General features: G+C 59.2%; 4 protein-coding genes and 1 pseudogene. All 5 read right to left on the bottom strand.

Translation table 11 applies throughout. The annotated features are described in order from the left end of the window. Positions 1–55 precede the first annotated feature (55 nt). Positions 56–1,282, bottom strand: a complete 1,227-nt coding sequence (locus tag AAGR08_RS02585) for an HlyD family type I secretion periplasmic adaptor subunit (protein WP_345828369.1) — start codon at positions 1,280–1,282, stop codon at positions 56–58. Then, complete coding sequence (locus tag AAGR08_RS02580) at positions 1,279–3,450, bottom strand: type I secretion system permease/ATPase (protein ID WP_345828368.1); 2,172 nt, start codon at positions 3,448–3,450, stop codon at positions 1,279–1,281. Before AAGR08_RS02580 ends, AAGR08_RS02585 begins: the two co-directional genes overlap by 4 nt. After that, positions 3,447–4,898 (bottom strand): annotated as a pseudogene (locus tag AAGR08_RS02575) (TolC family outer membrane protein). The gene AAGR08_RS02580 and the pseudogene AAGR08_RS02575 overlap by 4 nt, the downstream one beginning before the upstream one ends. A gap of 74 nt (positions 4,899–4,972) precedes the next feature. Next, positions 4,973–21,046 carry an Ig-like domain-containing protein gene (locus AAGR08_RS02570; protein ID WP_345828367.1) on the bottom strand — a complete coding sequence of 5,358 codons (16,074 nt, stop codon included), beginning with the start codon at positions 21,044–21,046 and terminating at the stop codon, positions 4,973–4,975. Positions 21,047–21,361: 315 nt separating this feature from the next. After that, positions 21,362–22,051, bottom strand: coding sequence for an EAL domain-containing protein (locus AAGR08_RS02565; RefSeq protein ID WP_345828366.1), 690 nt, complete (start codon positions 22,049–22,051; stop codon positions 21,362–21,364). Between the last annotated feature and the right edge of the window lie 393 nt (positions 22,052–22,444).

Raw genomic sequence — 22,444 nt, 5'->3', positions numbered from 1 at the left:
AGGCTTGAATGGGTAGAGGTATTGTTAGGTCGCCGTCCCTGGCGACCCGCGTAAATCAGCGTTCGCGCATCGCCTCCTTACCTTTGTTAAACGGTTTGATCAGGTAATCCATTATCGTCTTTTCACCGGTTTTGATATCCACCGTAGACACCATTCCCGGACTGATGGAGAAGCGTTTTCCGGCTTTATTCTGCACATAGTCGTTATCGGTGCGAATAAACACGCGGTAATAGTAAATCTCTGGTTTGACCTCATCCTGAATGGTATCCGGCGAGATACTCTCTACCACGCCGTTAAGGCCGCCATAAATCGCGTAATCATAAGCCGAGATCTTCACCACCGCGCGCTGGCCGGGATGGATAAAAGCGATATCACGCGGTGAAAGGCGCGCTTCAATCAGCAGGCGATCGTTCATTGGCACAATATTCATCAGCTCGCCATTCGGTGGCACTACGCCGCCAACGGTGGAGACTTTGATGTTTTTCACGATGCCGCGCATCGGCGAACGAATGGTCATACGCGTTACCGTGTCTTCCCGCCCTTTCACCACTTGTCCCATGCTGTCAGCTTCGGCGTTGGCCTTTGCCAGCTCTTCACGCGCCTGCACGTAATATTGCGACCGCATATCCGTAAGCTTTAGCTCCAGATCCGACTTATCGCGCTGCAGGCGCAGCACCTCTACGCTACTGGCGGCGCCAGTTTTCGCCAGCCGCTGAGTGATAGCCAGCTCGCGGTTGGCCAGCGCCAGTGACTGATTAAACTGCGCGGTGGCATCAGCGAGCTGTGCACGGCGGGTTTTGTACAGCCGCGCTTCTGAGGCCTTCAGATCGGGAAATTTATCCAGCTCCGCCGGAAACGTCAGCGGCTGATCGTTCACCTCGGCAGTCAGACGCGCAGCCGCAGCCAGCGCAGCGCGATAGCGTGCCGCACTCTCTCCGACGTTGGATTGCGAGCGAGTGGCATCAAGGCGCGCGACGATTTGCCCGGCCTGCACCTGATCGCCTTCATGCACATAGAGTTCAGTCAGGATGCCGCCCTCCAGCGATTGCAACACCTGATCGCGCGAACTGGGAATCACTTTGCCGGTGCCGGTAGAAACTTCATCCAGTACGCCAAACCACGCCCAGATCACCGTAATCAGGATCAACGCGGTACTGATGACAATCAGGCGCACTGCGCCGGTGTAGTGAGTTTCGGATCGCAGCTCGCCCAACAGATCGTCGGAGGAATCCACTTCTGCTGCGGTCACCAGCCGCAGTCGTGCCGGGAGTTGTTTTATCATGCTTGCGCCTCCGGCTGGCCGCCACTGGCGCGCGGCGGTGGCAGAGCATTCTCTTTCGGACTATCCATCACCAGCTGTCCCTCCTTCAGCACCAGCACACGATCCACCAGCGCGAGGATCGCTGCGCGGTGCGTCGCCACGATCAGCGTGCGGCCGTTCAACCACTGACCGAGACGCTCAATAAACTCTTTCTCGGTGTGATCGTCGAGCGCTGCCGTCGGCTCATCCAGCAGGATAATATTGGGATCGCGCAACAGCATGCGCGCCAGCAGCAGCGACTGGCGCTGGCCACCGGACAATCCCGTGCCGCCTTCCATGATCGGATGATCGAGGCCGAGCGGCAGACGACGAATAAAATCTGCCCCACCGCTCACGGTCAGCGCGCCGAAGATCGCATCATCGGTGGCGTGCGCCGCGCCGAGGGTGAGATTTTCACGCAGCGTGCCGTGGAACAGGCGCGCATTTTGCGTCAGCAGGCCGACGTTGCGCCGCACATCCGCCACATCAATATGCGGCAGGCTGAGGTTATCCAGCCGCAGCTCGCCGCCGACGAGATCGATGCCGCCGATCATCGCCTGCAGCAACGTTGATTTACCCGATCCGTTGCGCCCCAGCACCGCAACCCGCTCGCCGGGCTTGATGGTCAGACTTTTGATGCGCAGCGCGATGGTCAGCGAATCGGTGTAGTAACGAAACATCGCGTCGGTAAATTGGTAGTGACCAAACAGCACCGGCGAGTGAATCCGCGTCTCCTCCTTGCTGTTTTCCACTGGCAAGTTCATCAGCGCATCAAGGCTGCCTTTTGCCGCTTTTACCTGCTGCCAACGCGCCAGCACGCCGCACAGCGTGGCCATCGGCGCAATCATGCGCGACGAGAGCAGCGAGGCGGCAACAATCGCACCGGTGGTGATATCGCCATCGATCACCATCGGCGCACCAATCACAATCACGCTGGCATACACCAAACCTTGCACCGTCACGCCCCAGGTAATCAGCGAGTGCATTACCTTGCGCATCTCGACGCCGGATTGCGCAGTGATGCGAATGTAGCTGTTCCACTGTTGCAGGAAGCGATCTTCCGCCTGCATCAGCTTGATGTCTTCCAGCCCCTGCACGCTCTCCACCAGCACCGCGTTACGCAGCGTCGACTCCTTGAGATTCTGCTGCGCCAGTTTTGACAGCTTTTTCTGGCTCATCACGCCCGGCAGCACCATCAACAGCACCGCCACTGGCGCAATCCACGCCAGCTGCGGCGCGATAATCGCCATCACCAGCAGGAACAGCAGGAAGAACGGCATATCAACAATCGCCGTCACCGTGGTGGAGGTGACCATTTCGCGGATCGACTCCAGTTCGCGCAGCTGCGAGATAAAGGTGCCGGTCGAGCGCGGTACGGCGCTGTTGCGTAGCCGCAGTGCGTGACCAAATACCCGATCGGAAACGCGCATATCGGCGCGCTTACCCAGCAGATCGGTCACGTGATCGCGCCCGACGCGCAGGATGTAGGTAAACACCACCGAGATAATCACGCCGATATACAGCACATACAGCGTTGGATAGGATTGCGCCGGAATCACGCGATCGTACACCTGCATCGAGAAGATGATGCCAACCAGCGCCAGCAGGTTGATCAGGAACGATCCCAGCATCACGTAGCCGTAAGGTCGCAGATCGTGCAGCACCAGGCGGCGCAGCCAGTCCGGCTTTACCCCGGCGAGATAGCGATCGACGCGACTGTCCTTGGCCGCGGTAACCGGACGCAGCGCGGCGGCAAAGCGGATTTCCGGTAGCAGCGTTGCCAGCGCAATCGGCGCGGGCTGCTCATCACCGGCGAAGTGCACGCGCACTTCATCGTCCCCATCAAACTGGGTAATCACGCCCACCTGGCCATCGGCCAGCTCTATCGCCAGCGGCAGCCGCCAGCTGGTGATCTCCCACTTATTCTCTTCATACAGCTGCAGCGATAAACCCGCCTGACGCGCCAGATGGCGCAGCGCTTTGTCGCGCGTCTGTTTGCCCTGCCATTCGGCGGCGGCCATGATCATGCCCGGCGAACAGGGCAAGCGATAGTGGGTGGCAATCAGGATGATGGCGGTGGCCCATCCGTGTAAGGGCACGTTGCCCCCGGAGGCGCTGTCGGGCGCATCGGGAATCTGTAATTGCGTCATGGCTGGATCTCCACGGACTGGATCCGCTGATTATTCAGTGCAAACGCTGACCGCATATGTCCGGTGCTGTAAAGGCAATCGAGCTGCAGTGAGCGTAACTGGCTGATGGTTTGCTGCAGGGTGAAACGCGTCTGGAACACTTCCTGCTCGGCGTTCAAAACATCCAGTAAAGGACGCGTGCCGAGTTGCAGATACTGATCCTGATACAGCGACTGGGTTTTCTCGCCCAGCGACTGCTGCCGTCCCATAATCGCGAGGCTCAGCGACAGGCTTTACGACTCGTTCTGCGATTCACTCAGCTGCTGGCGCGCTTTCAGTCGCGCCGAGTTGACGGCCGCATTGGCGGCCTGCAAGGCATTGGCTGCCGCATCCCGGCTGGCGGTGATACCGCCGCCCTGATACAGCGGCATTTCCACTTTCACAAACGCCGAATATTGCGTGCGATCCAGCGTCTCGCTGCCGGAGTAATGATTGTTGAGATAGTGCGTTACCTGCGGCTCCAGCGAGATGGTTGGCATGTTCTGCGCATTGGCATTATCGAGCTTGGCCTGCGCCTGATTAGCCTGCGCCCAGGCCGCTAATACCGAGGGATTGAGCTTGTCATCGGCTTTCGCCACCTGACAGGATTGGGTCAGTTTGGCGGGGAAATCATCGCTAACCTTCTTCACCAGCGGCCAGCCGAGATAGGTCGCCAGCGTGGCGCGCCAGCGGTCAAGATTGGCCTGATACTGGATTAACGTGGTGCGCGCACCTTCGATACGCGCGTCAGTTTGCGTGGCATCGGAGAGTGAAGCCGCGCCCTCTTCATTACGCTGCCGCGCCAGATCGCCAATTTTACTCAGCGCCGCCAGCTGCTGCTGGGCAATTGTCACCAGCTGTTGATAACCCTGCACTTCCACCAATGCCGCAGCGGTATCGTGCGCGACGGTATCAATGCTGACCAATACGTTGGCCTGCTCCTGCGCCACGCCGGCTTCGGCGGAGCGTACCGAGCTGCTCACCTTGCCAAAGTCATACAGCATCTGCGACACCGACAGCACAAACGACGGACTGAAGCCCTTCTCGCTGTAGGCGTTGCTGTAGCCGTTGTTCATACCGGCGCTGATCTGCGGATAATATTTGGCTTTCGCCACATCAACCTGATTGGCCTGTTCCAGCATCTTGCCCACGGCCTCGGCGATATCCGGATGCCACTGGACAGCGCGCTGTACTGCCTGATTGATGGTGAGAAAGTCGGGTACGTTTGCCAGTGCGGGTTCGGCCACCTCACCGGTTAATGAAGGGAGTTCTTGCTGTTGCGCTAAACCTGCCGAGGTGATCTGCCCCGCGCGGGTTAACGCGTCACTGGCCGCTAAAAGTTGAGAACTGTAAAGTAAAGCCATGCCCGCACAGAGAACGCTGAGCTTAAACGAACGGCGAAAAGTTGCGCCTGAGTGCATCAGTTCCATCGATAGTCCACCAGTCATTAAAGAGAAAGGGGCACATCCTTGTGCCCTTACTGCATCCCTGCTTCACCGAGTTACTAGACCGTGTGGGTTTGGTGCGGTTGTTGCAGCAACTCCTCCAGCGAAACGTTCACGCCTTCCAGCGTAATCAGCTGCGTTGCGCTGTAACCCGTACCGCTACCATCACGGTCAATTGAGAGCACCGTATTACCGTCTGAAGTATGGTCCACTTTCACGAAATCATTAATATTACTTGTGGAATCATTCCAGCCGATTAGCAAGTTGCTGACGTCAATTTTGTCGCCCTGCGCAACATTGAAGTCGGTCCAGGTATCGTGACCGTTACCGCCGGTCGCATCGGCGCTCGCCAGTAAGTGATACACCAACGTATCGGCGCCGGCACCACTGGTGATGGTGTCGTCGTAAGCGCCACCAGAAAGCGTGTCAGCCCCGGCGGTGCCTGTGATGGTTGGGTGTAGCTCGATGGTGAACGACTGCGTGGTGATGGTGCCATCGCTGGCCGCCAGGGTATAACTGAACACCTCTTTGTGCGTGATAGATTGTCCATCCACGCCCGCATTAAGCGAGTAGGTATAGCTGCCGTTGGCCGCAATCGTCAGCACCCCGTAGTCCCCCGCAACCGTCGTTGTGCCCACGCTGTGCACGGTGGTGATATCGCCGTGTTCATTAGTGATGCTCAAGGTTCCGCTATGGCTGGCGGTTGACGAACCGTAGATGCTGCCGCTGGCATCGTGGTCATTTGCCGCTTCGGTAAACAGGCTGTTGGTGGTCACCAGCGAGCTGGTTGACGCACCGTTATGCAGGTTTACCGTCAAGGTTGCCGAGGTCACCGCACCGCTGGCATCCCTTACCGAGTAGCTAAAGGTGTCCGCGGTAGGCAGCGTGTCGATATCCAGACCGGCCTTCAGTACATAGGTGTAGTTACCGTGCGAGTCGATGGTCAGCGTACCGTACGTGGTGTTGATCACCGTGTTCCCGCTCGATCCCACCACGCTGCCGGACACCGTGGTAATCGCCGTCCCCGTCGGAATCGTACCGGCGACGGAGCTGGTGTCGTTGGTCAGCAGGTTACCTGTCACCGTTGCCGCCACCGTTACCGCCAGCGTGGTGAAATCGGATACCGTGCTGATGGTGGTGGTCGGCAGCAGGTTGACGCTCACGTTGGATCCAATCACCACGGCATAGGTGCCGGTGCCCAGATTGCTATATGTCACGTTGGCGCCGGTTTGCGTACCCAGAGAAATCAAGCCGGTTGACAGGTAATTAGATCGGGTATTGATCAACAGCCAGGTGCCATTGGTCTGCTGCTCATAGAGGTACATGGAGTAGGTTGAGATCAGACTGATCCCGCCCACCGAACCGTTGAGGGTCACGCTGCGCGTATCGTCATTGCCGACGCTAAACACATAGGCATTACCGTTGGAGAGCACGGTAGCATTGAGGACGCTGCCCAATCCCACGTTGGCAAGTGCCACATGCGAAACGCTGGTGGTACCGTTGTTGACCGTCGCCTGCGTGGTGCTGTAGTCCACCTCGTTGGTGTCATTGGTGGCCACAATACGAATCGCCCCGGTGAGCGGTGTGCTCGTTGAGACGTTACCCGCACGGTCCGTCTGGATAACCGACAGGGAAGCACCGGTGGTCTGGGCTGTGGTCAGGTTAACCGACCATGCACCGCCCGCGCCTACCGTCGCAGTACCCAGCGATGCCCCGCTGGCATCACGCACGGTGACCGTCGCGCCGACTTCGCCGCTACCGGTTACGGTGGTACCTGTCGCGTCAATCGCCAGACCGCTCACTGCAGCAGGTGGCACGGTATCAACGTTCACCGTTACCGCTGTATTACCGGTGCTGACGTTGCCCGCCGAGTCCGTCACGGTGGTGGTCAACGGATGCGCACCGTTTGCCAGCGCGGCGGTGGTGAAGGTCCAGCTTCCCCCTGCGCCTACCGTGACGGAACCGAGCGCGGTGCTGCCATCGAAAATGGTCACCACTGCGCCGACTTCCGCGGTGCCGCTCAGCACCGGAGTGGTGTCGCGGGTGTACGCGCCATTGGTCAGCGTCACAGGCGTACTGCCCGCATCGTCAACAATGGTGAGCGTACTGGCCGCCGGCGCGACGGTATCGACGGTCAGCGTGGTCGACACGTTCGGGCTCACGTTGCCCGCCGCATCGGTTGCCGTGACGTTCAGCGTGTGCGCACCGTTGCTCAGCGTGGTAGCAATGAAGCTCCAGCTGCCGTTGCTGCCCACCGTGGTGGTGCCCAGCAGCGTGCTGCCGTCGTAGACGCTGATCTTCGCGCCAACTTCACCGCTACCGGTCAACAGCGGTGTGCTGTCGTTGGTGATGCCGTTGTTGGGAATGGTCACCGCCGTGCTGCCGTTGTTGTTCGAGGCCACCAGGTTGGTGACCGCTGCCGGCGGCGTGGTATCGATAATCACCGACGCCGAGGTAGTGCCGCTGACGTTGCCGGCGGCATCCGTTACCGTCACGCTCAGCGGATGCGTGCCCTGCGTCAGTGCTGCGGTGGTGAAGGTCCACGCGCCGTTGCTGCCCGCCGTCACCGAACCAATCTGGGTGCTGCCGTCGAAAATTTTAACGATGCTGCCGGCTTCCGCCACGCCGCTCAGGGTTGGCGTGGTGTCATTGGTGGCACCGCCGCTCGGCACCGTGGTGTTGGTGACGTCGTTGGTGATCACCAGCGTTGAAGCTATTGGTGCCACGGTATCCACGGTGATGGAAACCGGCGTGGTAGCTGCACTGGTGTTACCTGCTGCATCGCTCACCGTTACGCTCAGCGAATGGGCCCCGTTGCTGAGCGTCGCCGTGGTGAAGGTCCATGCGCCGTTGGTGCCCGCAGTAACCGATCCCAGCACCGTGCTGCCGTCGTAGATGGTGACAATCGCGTTCGCTTCCGCCGTGCCGCTCAGGGTTGGCGTGGCGTCATCGGTGATTGCACCATTAGCCAACGGGCCCTGACTGGTACCGACATCATCGGTGATCACCAGGTTCGTCACCGGCGCAGGGGCGACGGTATCGATGGTCAACGTCGTTGACGCATTCGGGCTCACGTTGCCCGCCGCATCGGCTGCCGTGACGTTCAGCGTGTGCGTTCCGTTGCTCAGCGTGGTAGCAATGAAGCTCCAGGTACCGTTGCTGCCCACCGTGGTGGTGCCCAGCAGCGTGCTGCCGTCGTAGACGCTGATCTTCGCACCGATTTCACCAGAACCCGTCAACAGCGGCGTGCTGTCGTTGGTGGCACCATTATTCGGGATGGTCACCGCCGTGCTGCCGTTGTTGTTCGAGGCCACCAGGTTGGTAACCGCTGCCGGCGGCGTGGTATCGATAATCACCGACGCCGAGGTAGTGCCGCTGACGTTGCCGGCGGCATCCGTTACCGTCACGCTCAGCGGATGCGTGCCCTGCGTCAGTGCTGCGGTGGTGAAGGTCCACGCGCCGTTGCTGCCCGCCGTCACCGAACCAATCTGGGTGCCGCCATCGAAAATTTTAACAATGCTGCCCGCTTCCGCCACGCCGCTCAGGGTTGGCGTGGTGTCGTTGGTGGCACCGCCGCTCGGCACCGTGGTATTGGTGACGTCATTGGTGATCACCAGCGTTGAGGCGGTCGGCGCCACGGTATCCACGGTGATGGAAACCGGCGTGGTGGCCGCACTGGTGTTACCCGCGGCATCTTTCACCGTCACGCTCAGCGGGTGGGTCCCGTTGCTGAGCGTCGCCGTGGTGAAGGTCCAGGCGCCGTTGGTGCCCGCAGTAACGGAACCCAGCACCGTGCTGCCGTCGTAGATAGTGACAATCGCGTTCGCTTCTGCCGTGCCGCTCAGGGTTGGCGTGGCATCATCGGTGACCGCGCCGTTGGCCAGCGGGCCCTGACTGGTACCGACATCATCGGTGATCACCAGGTTCGTCACTGGCGCAGGTACCACGGTATCTACCGTCAAGGCGAAGGAAGCATTGGGACTGACGTTGCCCGCCGCATCGGTCGCCGTAACGTTAAGCGTGTGTGGGCCGTCTGCCAGGGTTGGCGTGGTGAAACTCCAGTTGCCGTTGCTGCCTACGGTGACCGAACCGATCAGCGTGCCGCCATCGTAAACTCTCACGATACTGCCCGCTTCCGCCGAGCCGCTCAGCGCTGGCGTGTTGTCATTGGTGCTACCGCCCGCAGCAATTGCGATTGGCGTGCTGCCGTTGTTGTTGGCGGCGCCCAGCGCCGTCACCGCAGGCGGTGCCACGGTATCGATGGTGACGGTCGCCGAGGTGCTGCCACTGACGTTACCCGCGGCATCCGTCACCGTGACGCTCAATGGGTGCGCGCCCTGGCCCAGTACAGCCGTAGTGAAGCTCCAGGTGCCCGTATCGCTGGCGGTCGCCGTGCCCAGCAGCGTAGCGCCATCATAAATGGACACTTTACTGCCCGCTTCCGCCGTACCGCTTAGCGTTGGCGTGCTGTCGTTGGTGGATCCGCCGTTCGGCACCGTATTGCCCGTCGCGTCATTGGTGATCTGCAGCGTGGCGTTAGCGGGTGCCACCGTATCCACGTTAACGGTGAAGGTGGTGGCGCTGCTGGTGTTACCCGCCGCATCACGCACCGTGACGCTCAACGGATGCGCACCTTCGCTCAGGGCTGCCGGGGTAAAGCTCCATGCGCCGTTGCTGCCCGCCACTACCGAGCCAAGCACCGTGTTGCCGTCGGAGATAATCACCACGTTGCCTGCTGTCGCGGTGCCACTCAGCGTTGGCGTGTTGTCATCGGTTGCGGCGCCGTTGACAAGCGCTCCTTGCGTTGCGCCCACGTTGTCAGAAACCACCAGATCGCTGACGGGCGTCGGTGCCGCAGTGATCACGGTGAGGCTGACCGATGCGTTCGGGCTAACGTTGCCTGCCGCATCGGTCGCCGTGACGTTCAGCGTGTGCAGACCATCTGAGAGCGTTGGCGACGTGAAGCTCCACGCGCCATTGCTGCCCGCCGTCACCGAACCAATCTGCGTGCTGCCATCGAAAATTTTAACGATGCTGCCCGCTTCCGCCGTACCGCTCAAGTTTGGCGTGCTGTCGTTGGTGGTGCCGCCTGCGGCAATCTGCACCGGCGAGCTGCCGTTGTTGTTCACCGCGATAAGGTCGTCGATGCCCGCTGGTGCCACCGTATCGACCACCACTGTAGCAGTGCTTGATGCCACGCTGGTATTACCCGCAGCATCGGTGACACGCACGCTGAATGAATGGCTACCCTCACCCAGTTCGGCGGTGGTGAAGCTCCACGCGCCGCCCGTTCCGGCAGCCACAGAACCCAGCACCGTCGTACCGTCATACACGGTGATCACACTGCCGACTTCCGCCGTACCGCTCAGGGTTGGCGTGTTGTCGTTGGTAGCACCTCCGTTCGGCACCGTCGTGCTGGTCACATCATTGGTGACCAGCAGCGTTGAGGCGTTAGGTGCCACGGTATCCACGGTGAGATTCACCACCTCAGAGCGAGGTCCGACGTTACCTGCGGCATCGGTCACCGTTACGCTCAGCGCATGGTTACCCTGATTAAGGGTTGGAGAAGTAAAGCTCCACTCCCCGCTGCCATTCGCCGTGGTCGATCCGATAACGGTGTTGCCATCGTAAACGGTGACAATGCCGTTCGCTTCCGTCGTACCGGTGAGCTGCGGTGTGCTGTCGTTGGTGATGCCGTTGTTGGCAATCGGCACCGGCGTGCTGCCGTTGTTATTGGCGGCCTCAAGGTCGGTCACCGCCACGGGCGCCGTGATGTCAACGTTGATGGTAATCGGATCTGACTGGACACCGTTGTTGCCGGTGGCATCCGTCACCAGCACGGAGATAGCATGAGCCCCTTCCGTCAATGCTGCAGGCGTGTAGCTCCACTGCCCATTGGCATCGGCGGTGACGCTACCCAGCTCGGTTTCACCATCGAAAATCCTGACAATATTGCCTGTTTCAGTCAGTCCACTCAGTGCTGGCGTGCTGTCTTTGGTGTAAGCGCCATTTGTCAGCTCGACCAGCGTGCTGCCGCTGTTATCCGTAATCTCCAGCGTGGTGGTGGCCGGCGGTAAACCGGCTTCGATGATGATGGTGAAGTCCGGCGAGGCCGGGCCCACGTTGCCAGCTTCATCTTTCACCGTTACGGTGAAGCTATGGCTGCCATTGCTCAGCGCGGCGGTGGTGAAGCTCCACGCGCCGTTAACGGCCGTCACACTGCCTAACAGCGTGGTGCCATCGTAGATGGAGACCACACTTCCGCTCTCGGCTGAGCCGCTTAGCGTTGGCGTGTTGTCATCGGTAGTCTGGCCTTGCGTAAGTTCACCGGTGCTGGTGCCGACATTATCGGTGATCACCACATCGGTGACCGCCACCGGTGGCACGGTATCGATATTAATCGTAATCGGTATCGCTTCCGCACCGGTGGTACCCGCTGCGTTGGTCACCGAGACGGTGAAACTATGCTGCCCCTCGCCCAGCTCTGCGGTTACGAAGCGCCAGACTCCGTTATCGCCCACCGTGGTGGTGCCGAGCAGGTTATTGCCGTCGTAGATATTGATGGTTGTACCCGCCACACCGGTCCCGCTAATGACTGGCGTGTTGTCGTTGGTATTCCCATTATCCGCTACCTGTACCGGCGTGGTGCTGGCGTCGTTATAGACAGCAAAGCTCAGTACCGCTGCTGGTATTGAGGTATCCACCGTTAGCGATACCGCAGCATTGGAACTGACGTTACCGGCAGCATCCGTCACGGTGACGTTCAGCGTATGAGTCGCATCGGCCAGCGCCGTGGTGGTGATGCTCCATGCGCCGTCGCTGTCTGCCACCGCCGACCCCACCAGCGTGGTGCCGTCGTAGACTCTGACGATGGCATTGGCTTCCGCCGTACCGCTGATCGCCGGCGTGCTGTCGTTGGTAATGCCGCCGTCAGCAATGGTGACTGGCGTGCCGCCGTTATTGTTCTGCAGCAGCAGACCTTCCGCCGGCTGCGGAGCCGTGGCATCCACCAGCACGGTAAAGCTGGCCGACGGAGCACTGACGTTACCCACCTCATCGGTAACCGTTGCGGTCAACGTATGCGAACCATCGGTCAGGGTCGGGGAGTTGAAGCTCCATGTGCCATCGGCAATCGCGGTGGTTGAACCTATCACCACATTGCCATCGTAAATGGTCACCACGCTACCCGCTTCGGCGTTGCCACTCAGCAGCGGCGTGTTGTCATTGGTGCTGGTGCCATTCGGTACCAGCACTGGCGTCGAACCATCATCGTTTCTGACTTCCAGCGTTGCGGCGGCAGGCACCGAGGTATCGACGTTGAAGTCGATTGCCGTTGAGGCCGGGCTCACGTTACCAGCGGCATCAACCACCGTGGTGGTCAGGCTATGTGGACCGTCACCCAGCACCGGTGAGGCGAAGCTCCACTGGCCGTTACTGCCCACCGAAGCGCTGCCAAGAATCGCGTCACCATCACGAATAATTACCGTGCTGCCCGCTTCTGCCGTGCCGGTAAGGAATGGCGTGTTGTCATTGGTGATACTGCCATTAGCAATAGCAACCGGTGAGGCACCATCATCATTGCTGACGATAATCTCTGCGGCGACGGCCGGCGGCGTGGCGTCCACTACCACGTTAATGGTGGTCGGTGCGCTGACGTTGCCAGCGGCATCGCTTGCCGTCACGCTCAGCGTGTGAGAGCCATCAGCCAGCGCCACAGGCGGGGTGAAGCTCCATGTACCGCCAGCGCCGACGGCGACCGATCCCAGCACGCCATTCTGATCGGAGACGGTAATGATGCTGCCTTCTTGCCCCGCACCGCTTAGCACTGGCGTGTTGTCGTTAGTCAGACCGCCGTTTGGAATGGCGATGGCCGCACCGCCTACATCATTGGTCAGCGTCAGCTCAGTTGCGGCCGGCGGCGCAACGGTATCCACCGTCACCGTCACGGTGGCGCTCGGTGCGCTGGTGTTACCTGCGGCATCGCGCACGGTGACACTCAGATTATGTGTGCCATCGGTCAGCGTCGGTGAGAAGCTCCAGTCGCCCTGTGCATTGGCGATGGCGCTTCCTAACACGGTGGTGCCGTCAGAGACGATGACAATGCTGTTCGCTTCTGCCACACCGCTCAACACTGGCGTGCTGTCGTTGGTCGTGCCGTCGTTGGCAATCGGTACCGGCGTGCTGCCATTATCATTGTTCAGCACGAGGTCAGTCGCCACAGCCGGTGCAACGGTATCAACGCTAAACGTAACCGGTGCAGAGGCCGGGCCCACGTTGCCTGCAGGATCGGTCACCGTCGCCGTCAGGCTGTGGCCGCCTTCGCCCAGCAGCGGCGAAGTGAAGCTCCAGTTACCATCGCTGCCTACAATCGCGGTGCCTAGCACGGTGCCGCCATCCAGCACGGTTACCGTGCTACCGGCTTCAGCCGTTCCCGTGATAAGCGGTGTGGCGTCGTTGGTGCTGCTGCCCCCATCAATGGCGACGGGCGAGCTGCCATTGTTATTACTCAGCGTAATATCGTTCGGTGCCGCCGGTGGCGTAAGATCGATGTTAAATTCCAGTGCGGCGGATGGTGCGCTAACGTTACCCGCCGCATCGGTCACGGTGGTGGTCAGGCTATGTGGACCCTCACCGAGGGCTGGCGAGGTGAAGCTCCAGTTGCCGTCGTCGCCAACCACTACGGAGCCCAGTACGTTGCTACCATCAGAAATAATGACCGTACTGCCCGCTTCGGCGCTGCCGCTCAACAGTGGCGTGGTGTCATTGGTCGCGCCGCCTGCGGCAATCGGTATCGCCGTTTCACCTGAATCATTGCTCAGCTGCAGACCAATGGCCGCAGACGGCGCTTCGGTATCCACGGTAAAGGTGATGGCTGGGGAAGGCGTGCTGATGTTGCCTGCGTCATCGGTTACCGTCGCCGTCAGGCTGTGCTGGCCCTGGCTCAGGGCCGGAGTGGTGAAGCTCCATGTGCCATCGCTACCAACAATGACTGAGCCCAATACCGTGTTGCCATCGCGCACGGTGACGATGCTGTTGGTTTCCGCAGAACCACTCAACACCGGAGTGGTGTCATTGGTTGCACCACCGGAGGCGATGGGTGTTGGCGTCGTGCCCTGATCGTTATTGAGCACAACGTCAGCCGCAGCAGGCGGTGGCGTGGTATCGATGGTCACCGCGATGGCCGCCGATGCCGGACCGACGTTACCGGCCGCATCGGTTACCGTGGTGGTGAAACTGTGCAAACCTGTGTCCAGCGGCGTTGCAGGCGTAAAGCTCCATTGACCATCGGTCCCTACGGTTGTACTGCCCAGCACCGTGGTGCCATCAAGCACCGTGACGATGCTGCCCGCTTCGGCATTACCACTCAGCACTGGCGTGGTGTCGTTGGTACGGCCGCCGGTATCAATTGGCACCGCCGTGCCGCTGTTGTCATTGCTGAGTTGCAGATCGGTGGCCGCGACGGGTGGCGTGGTATCCACGGTGAAGACAATTGGCGTGGAAGCCCCGCTGCTGTTACCTGCCGCATCGGTTACCGTGGTGGTGAGACTGTGGCTGCCCTCGCCCAGCGGCGTCGCGGGCGTGAAGGTCCAGTTGCCCTCGCTATCAACGTTAGCCGTGCCCAATACGGCGTTGCCATCACGTACCGTGACGATACTGCCGGCTTCTGCGCTGCCCGTTAGCACTGGCGTGCTGTCGTTGGTGACCCCGCCTGCTGCAATCGCCGTACCGCCATCGTTGCTGAGTTGCAGTTCACTTGACGTTGCCGGTGCCTGCGTGTCGACGGTAAAGGCAATCGGCGTTGATGGTTCGCTAACGTTACCGGACGAGCTGGTCACCGTGGTGGTCAGGCTGTGTGCGCCCTCGCTCAGCGTTGGTGTGGTGAAGCTCCAGCTTCCATCGCTGCCGACGGTGACGCTGCCCAGCACCGTGTTGCCATCACGTATGGTGACAATGCTGCCTTCGGTTGCCGTACCGCTGATCGCCGGTGTGGTGTCGTTGGTCGCACCGCCGGAGGCAATCGGCACCGGCGTGCTGCCATCGTCATTATTGAGCACCACGTTTTCTGCCGCAGGCGGCTGAGTGGTGTCAATGTTTACGGTGATAGGCGAGGACGCTGCGCCCACGTTGCCTGCCGCATCGGTCACCGTCGTGGTAAGCGTATGTTCGCCAGCGGTGAGCGGCGTCGTCGGAGTAAAGCTCCAGCTTCCGTCACTGCCGACGGTGGCGGTACCCAGCACGGTGGATCCATCCAGCACCGTCACGGTGCTGCCCGCTTCCGCCGTACCGCTCAACGCTGGAGTGGTGTCGTTAGTGGTGCCACCTGCCGCAATCGGCACGGATGTGCCACCTTCGTTGTTGCTCAATTGCAAATCGGTCGCCGCTGCTGGCGGCGTGATATCCACGGTAACCAAAATCGGTGCCGATGGGGCGCTGGTGTTGCCTGCCGGGCTGGTCACCGTCGCGGTCAGGCTATGGTTGCCCTCGTTCAGCGCTGGGGTGGTAAAGCTCCATTCCCCGCCGCTGCCCACGGTAACGCTGCCCAGCACGGTGCCGCCATCAGAGACCGTAATCGTACTGCCTGCTGCGGCGGTTCCGCTCAGCACCGGCGTAGGATCATTGGTCGCCGCGCCGGAGCTAATCGGTACTGGCGTGCCGCTGGTATCGTTACTGAGCTGCACACCACCGGGTGCGGCAGGTGCGGTGGTATCGATGGTAAAGGTCAATGGCGCACTTGGCGCGCCAACGTTACCGGCAGAATCGGTCACGGTGGTGGTCAGGCTATGCGGGCCATCGCCAAGTGTCGGAGAGGTAAAGCTCCAGCTGCCATCATTGCCGACGGTGGCGGTGCCGAGCACGGTCGTGCCATCAGAAACGGTGACGGTACTGCCCGGCTCCGCGCGACCGCTCAACACGGGGGTCACATCGTTGGTGGCACCGTTCTCGGCCACGGGTACCGGCGTACCACTGCTATCGTTCGCGAGCTGCAGATCGGTAGCCGCAGCCGGTGGTGTGGTATCAACAATCACAATCACCACGGAAGAAGCCGGGCCAACGTTACCCGCCGTATCGGTAACCGTGGTGGTGAGATTGTGCTGTCCTTCGCTTAACGCATTGTCTGGCGTAAAGCTCCAGTTGCCATCGCTGCCGGTGGTGGCGGTACCCAACACGGTGGTGCCATCAGAGACCGTTACGATGCTGCCCGGCTCCGCGCTGCCGCTTAAGGTTGGCGTTGTGTCATTGGTGGAACCGCCCGCCGCAATCGGCGTGCCGTCCTCGTTACTGAAGTGGACATTGCCTGCTGCGGCTGGCGGTTGAGTATCAACCGTCACCGTCACAGGTGAAGAGGCCGGGCTGGTGTTGCCAGCCGGATCGGTAACGGTAGATGTCAGGCTATGATTACCATCGCTCAGCGCAGGCGTGGTGTAACTCCAGTTGCCGTCGCTATCCACCGTAGTGGTGCCAAGCACGGTGGTACCATCTGAGATGGTCACCGTACTGCCCGCTTCGCCGGTTCCCGTCAGGGTCGGCGTGTTGTTATTGGTGCTGCCGCCTTGTGGGATCGGATCGCCTGAGCCGTCGGTCAGCCCCACGTCAGCGGGTGCCGTCGGCACCACGGTATCAATGGTGATGGTAATGGTTGGCGTATCCGTTACCACGCCGGTGGTGGCATTGGTGGCGGTGGCGTGGAAGGCGTACGTGCCGTCATCCAGAGCCGCTGGAGTAAAGTTCCACTGACCATCGGTTCCTGCTACCACACTGCCAATAACTGTCGTACCGTTGTATAGCGTGATTACATCACCCGCGCCCGCCTGCCCGCTCAAAATCGGCGTCGTGTCGTGGGTGCTGGCGTTGTTTGGCAGTTCAACCAACGTGCTGCCGCTGTCATCCGTCACGATCAGCAAGCTGTTGGTGGCCGGAACACCGGCGTCAACATTAAGGCTAAAGGCCGGTGAAGTCGGGCTGACATTGCCTGCCGCGTCGGTCACGGTGGTGGTCAGGCTGTGCTGGCCGTTGGTCAGCGCCGCCTCTGGCGTAAAGCTCCAGCTTCCGTTGCCGCCGACAGTCGTCGAGCCCAGTAGCGTAGTGCCGTCATAAACCCGCACCACCGATCCCGCTTCGGCGGTACCCGTAAGGGTTGGCGTACTGTCATCGGTGGTTGCGCCCGAGGTCAGCGGACCCGTGCTGCTGCCGACATTATCGGTCACGACAAGGCCGCTTACTGCGGCTGGCGCGCTGGTATCCACACTGAAGGCAATCGGCGCGCTCGCGGGGCTGACGTTACCGGCCGCATCGGTCACGGTGGTGGTGATGCTGTGATTACCGTCGCCCAACGCTGGAGTCGTGAAGCTCCAGTTACCATCGCCGCCTACGGTAACCGTACCGAGCACGGTGGTGCCATCAAGGATGGTCACTTTGCTGCCTGCTTCCGCCGTACCGCTTAGCACTGGCGTGGCGTCATTGGTGGCGCTGCCGGAGATAATCGGCTGCGTGATGCTGCCGGTGTCATTGGTCAGTTCAACACCGCTCGCCGCATCCGGTGCGAGGGTATCAACGGTAATGTTGATGGTCGCCGTATCGGTGACGTTGCCGTTCGCATCTGTAATCGTGCCGTGCAGCGCGTGCGCGCCATTGGACAGGTTTTGGGTGTAGAAAATCCACTGACCATTACTGTCGGCCGTGGTGCTACCAAGCAGCGTATTACCGTCATACAAGGTGATAATGTTGCCCGCGCCCGCCAAACCGCTGAGAACCGGGCTGTCGTTATTGGTGCTGGCACCGTCAGTAAGCTGTGCAACGGTGTTGCCATTCTCATCAGTAACTTCCAGTGACGCGCTCGCGGGTGGAATATCCGCGTTCACGGTCACGATTACCGGTGGCGTGGCCGGACCAACGTTGCCTGCGGTATCGGTGGCCGTGACGGTGAACGTGTGGCTGCCATTACTCAGCGTTGGCGTGGTAAAACTCCAGCTGCCATCTGCGCCCACGCTGGTAATGCCCAGCAGCGTCGTGCCATCGTAAATGCTGATAGTGGCATTCGGCTCACCGGTGCCGCTGAGGGTCGGGGTACGGTCATCGGTGATATCACCGGAGATTAAGGGCCCCTGGATTGCGCCGACGTTATCCGCAATCACCAGGTCGCCCACCTGCGCCGGCGGGGTGGTATCAACAGTGAGTGTAATCGGCGTTGAAGCTGGGCCCGTGTTACCGGCGGCATCGGTGACCGTGGTGGTCAGGCTATGATTGCCCTCACTCAGCGTTGGCGAGGTAAAGCTCCAGCTGCCGTTGCTGCCTACCGTCGCGCTTCCCAGCACCGTCGTGCCGTCGAGGACAGTGACGATGCTGCCCGGCTCCGCGGTACCACGCAATATTGGCGTGTTGTCGTTGGTGGTGCTGCCTGACTCAATCGGTGTCACCACGCTGCCGCTGTTAGCGGTCAGTTGCAGATCGCCTGTCGCGGACGGTGCCACGGTATCGATGATGATGGTGAGAGTAGCAGAATCGGTTACGTTACCGGCGGTATCGGTCGCCGTTGCGTGGAAGGCATACGTGCCGTCGATCAGCGCGGCTGGCGTGAAGCTCCACTGCCCATCGGCTCCAGCCGTGGTGCTGCCCAGCACTTCCGTGCCGTTGTACAGTGTGACAACCGCCCCTGCCGAGGCCAATCCGCTGAGGATTGGCGTGGTATCGTGCGTACTGGCGCCCTCGGACAGGACTTTCAAGGTATTACCGCTGTCGTCGGTGATCTCAAGCGTACTGTTGGTGGGCGGCACGCCAGCATCCACGGTGAAACCAAATCCGGTCGTCGCCTGGCTGACGTTGCCTGCCGCATCGGTCATCGTCACGCTTAATGTATGCGGGCCATTATTCAGCGCGGGTGTGGTAAAGCTCCAGCTACCGTCGCTGCCCACCGCAACGCTGCCCAACAGCGTGCTGCCATCATAAATTTTAACGATCGCGTTCGCCTCGCCATTACCGGTTAAGGTTGGCGTGCTGTCATCGGTGGTCGCGCCAGCGGTCAGCGGGCCGGTGGAAGCACCGACATCATCGCTTACCACCACATTGCTGGCTGCCGCTGGTGGCTGGGTATCCACGCTGAAGTTGATCGGATCGGATGCCGGCCCCACGTTACCCGCAGGATCGGTGACGGTGGTAGTGAGACTGTGGTCACCTTCAGAGAGCACGGGTGAAGTGAAACTCCACGTGCCATTGCTGCCCACGGTAGCACTGCCCAGCACGGTGTCGCCATCGCGCACGGTGACAGTGCTGCCGGGTTCAGCCGTCCCGCTCAGCACCGGCGTAGTCGTATTGGTCGCACCGCCAGAAGCGATAGGCTCTGCCGTGCTGCCTGCGTTGTCACTCAGTTGTAAATCACCGGCCGCGGCCGGGGCGATGGTATCAATGGTGATGGTGATGATTGGCGTTTGGGTGACATTGCCAGAGGTGTCTTCCACTGAGGCGTGGAACGCATAAGAGCCATCCGCGAGCGCGGCGGGTGTGAATGTCCACTGTCCATCGCTACCCGCAACGACGCTTCCCAGCACCGTGCTGCCGTTGTACAGGGTAATCAGTGCCCCCGCCGTGGCCAGACCGCTGAGCGTTGGCGTGCTGTCGTGCGTGCTGGCACCATTGCCGAGCTGGACCAGCGTATTGCCGGAGTCATCGGTGATTTCCAGTGAGGTGGTGGCCGGAGGGGCATCCGCCTGAATGGTCACGCCATAGGCCGTAGAAGCCGGGCCAACGTTACCGGCCGCATCGGTTTGGGTGACGGTAAAGCTATGAGCGCCGTTACTTAATGTTGGCGTCGTGAAGCTCCAGGCGCCATTCGCGTCGACTACCGCCGTGCCGAGCAGCGTTTGCCCGTCATACACGCTGATTGTGGCACCCGTTTCACCTATCCCGCTGAGCGTTGGCGTGCTGTCATCCGTTGTGCCGCCGTTATTTATCGTGCCCGAACCATCGCCAAGAGAGAGGCCCGTCGCAGCGGCGGGCGCGTCGGTATCAACGGTAAAGGTGATGGTGGTAGCGGGGCTGGAATTACCTGCCGCATCGGTGGCGGTGATGCTCAGCGTGTGGCTGCCTTGATCGAGGGCTGGACTGGTAAAGCTCCATGTGCCATTGCTTGCTACGGTAACGCTGCCAAGCACGGTATCACCATCACGAATGGTAATAATACTGCCCGCTTCGGCCGTGCCCCTGAGCACTGGCGTGGTGTCGTTGGTTGCGCCGCCGTTGGTCACGGGCAGCACGGTAGAGCCGCTATTGTTCTCCACGCTCACACCAGTAATCGCGGGTGGTACGGTATCAACGGTGAAATCCACCGGATTTGTAGCGGCACTGGTATTACCGGCAGCGTCCGTCACCGTTGCCGTTAGGCTGTGCTGGCCGTCTGCCAGCGCAGGTGTGGTAAAGCTCCAGCGGCCATCGGCCCCTACGGTAACGGTACCGAGCAGCGTGGTGCCATCGTAAACGCTAACAATCGCACCCGCTTCGGCGGTGCCACTCAGGGTTGGGGTATTGTCATCGGTAATGGCACCAGCGCCAATCGTGCCCTGATACGGGCCAACGTTGTCACCGATCACCAGGTCACTAATGGCGCCTGGCGCTGTGGTATCGCCCCCGCCATTGTTACCGCCGTTATTACCCCCATTATTTCCGCCGTTATTACCGCCATTGTTGCCACCCTCATTGTCGCCCGGCGTGGAATTCCCCCCCCCGCCACCGCCGCCGCCACCTGCAATCAGTGCACCTAAACCGGCCAGGGCTGCGCCACCGATACCAAAGGCGGCGATGGTGCCGTCGTTAGTGGTGTTTTCGGCTAACAGGCCTTCAGTGCTATCGATAGAGACGTAATGGAAACCTTCTGTACCGGGATCTTCAACCCACCACATCGCGCCGCGATCGTCTAACAGAACCAGATCGCTATCGCCATTCGGGCTGTAAAAATTATGAATAACAACCACTTCACCAGACTTTGTTGTAACAACTAAATCATTACCATTGCGTGTGAAAGACTTAATATCAGATTGATTAAGATGCAACTGAACCACACTCGGAGCGGTCAAATTAACTTGATTACCACTCAGCTCAGAAGCAATCGTCCCACCTTTTGGGGTTACTGAGATATTATTCATGTTATCGAGATCCCGCGCAGATATTCATTCCATAAAAATACCCGGCATCCGCAGATACCGGCTTTTACAGCGAATAATCATCAAGATTATTCACTTCTTCTCTTGATCGATCTCATACAAACTCATGATGAAATCGCGTTGAGTTTTGCTTAGCCGCCATCCTGATAACTGATTGGATTTATTTCTTAAAATCACCACGGGATAAATAGTTTTATTTTCATCCGGCCGGGCACAGATGACATGAAATGCCTGGAGGCCAGACTTAGACATATTTCACATTCCCAATGGATAAAACCCATCCAACAACAATCAGAATTACGCTATAAAATCATCGAGATAGACGCTCTGCCAGAAATAGCCCTGCATGCCTAAAATCGCTTTGTGCGACAGCAGGTCGAGCTGGTGTTGGGTTTCAACACCCTCAACGATCACGCCGTTGCATAAGTCGTTGAGATGGCCAAGCAGAATGTCAAAGGTGCGACCGTCGCCAAATTGCCAAAAAAAACTTTTGTCAATCTTGACGATTTCAAATATTCCGCTATCGAGCATGTTCAGGTTGGAATAACCCGGACCAAAGTCATCGAGCCATAAAGGGGCGGGCGTCACTTTCGCAACACCTTTTAAAATGAGCAGATCGGCACTATTAAAACGCGCGGTGAAAAATGTTGATATTTCCAGACGCAGTTGCGTCAGTTGAGCCAGTTTTGCTTGTATTTCATCATCTTTAAAAATGCTGGCTACGATATCGCGATCAACATTGACACTGACAATCTGATCAAACCCTTTCTGGTATAGCTGAATAAGTTTTTCGATCTGGTGGAGGAATAACTGCCATTTAACGTCAGCAGAAAGCTGACTGAAGAAACCTGCATCCCTTTTGGGGTTACGCTTATTATTGATCTCTGCGTCATCGATAAAACGCGTTAATAACTCTTGGGCAATCACCTGACCGGATAAATCGTACACCGGCTCCAATATGAAGAGATTCTTCGGTGGATTGCTCATTTCATGCTCCTTACTGCAACAGCCTGATAGCACTAAACTGTCAGGATTACTCATGTAATAAGTAAGGGAAACATTGATAAAACTTAATACCTTAACTGAAGGTTAACGTACAACTAACACTTTGAGAAATAGTTTTCAGTAAACACTGCTGGCACCTTTAATCGTTTAAACCAATCAATAACGCAGGTAAATTTCTTTAAATTTCACATAATGATCAGATAATTCCTAGAAAAATTTAAGTTATCGCTCACCTTGACAGGCAAGAAAAATAGTACCTAATTGAATTTTAATAATAAAAATTAAAGCAATATCTATTGATTTTTATTTTTGACTTAAAATGCGTTAAATGACATTCAGAATCCATGATTCCAAAAGATACCAGAAAACAAAGTT

Source organism: Pantoea sp. BRR-3P (assembly GCF_039621635.1).
Lineage (GTDB): Bacteria > Pseudomonadota > Gammaproteobacteria > Enterobacterales > Enterobacteriaceae > Pantoea > Pantoea floridensis.
The sequence above is the reverse complement of the archived record's forward strand: the minus strand, read 5'-3'. Positions and strand labels throughout refer to the sequence as shown.

What these genes read in the sequence shown, in the direction of transcription:
- AAGR08_RS02585 (WP_345828369.1), bottom strand. Translation starts at nt 1,282, where the DNA reads ATGATAAAACAACTCCCGGCACGACTGCGGCTGGTGACCGCAGCAGAA.
- AAGR08_RS02580 (WP_345828368.1), bottom strand. Translation starts at nt 3,450, where the DNA reads ATGACGCAATTACAGATTCCCGATGCGCCCGACAGCGCCTCCGGGGGC.
- AAGR08_RS02570 (WP_345828367.1), bottom strand. Translation starts at nt 21,046, where the DNA reads ATGAATAATATCTCAGTAACCCCAAAAGGTGGGACGATTGCTTCTGAG.
- AAGR08_RS02565 (WP_345828366.1), bottom strand. Translation starts at nt 22,051, where the DNA reads ATGAGCAATCCACCGAAGAATCTCTTCATATTGGAGCCGGTGTACGAT.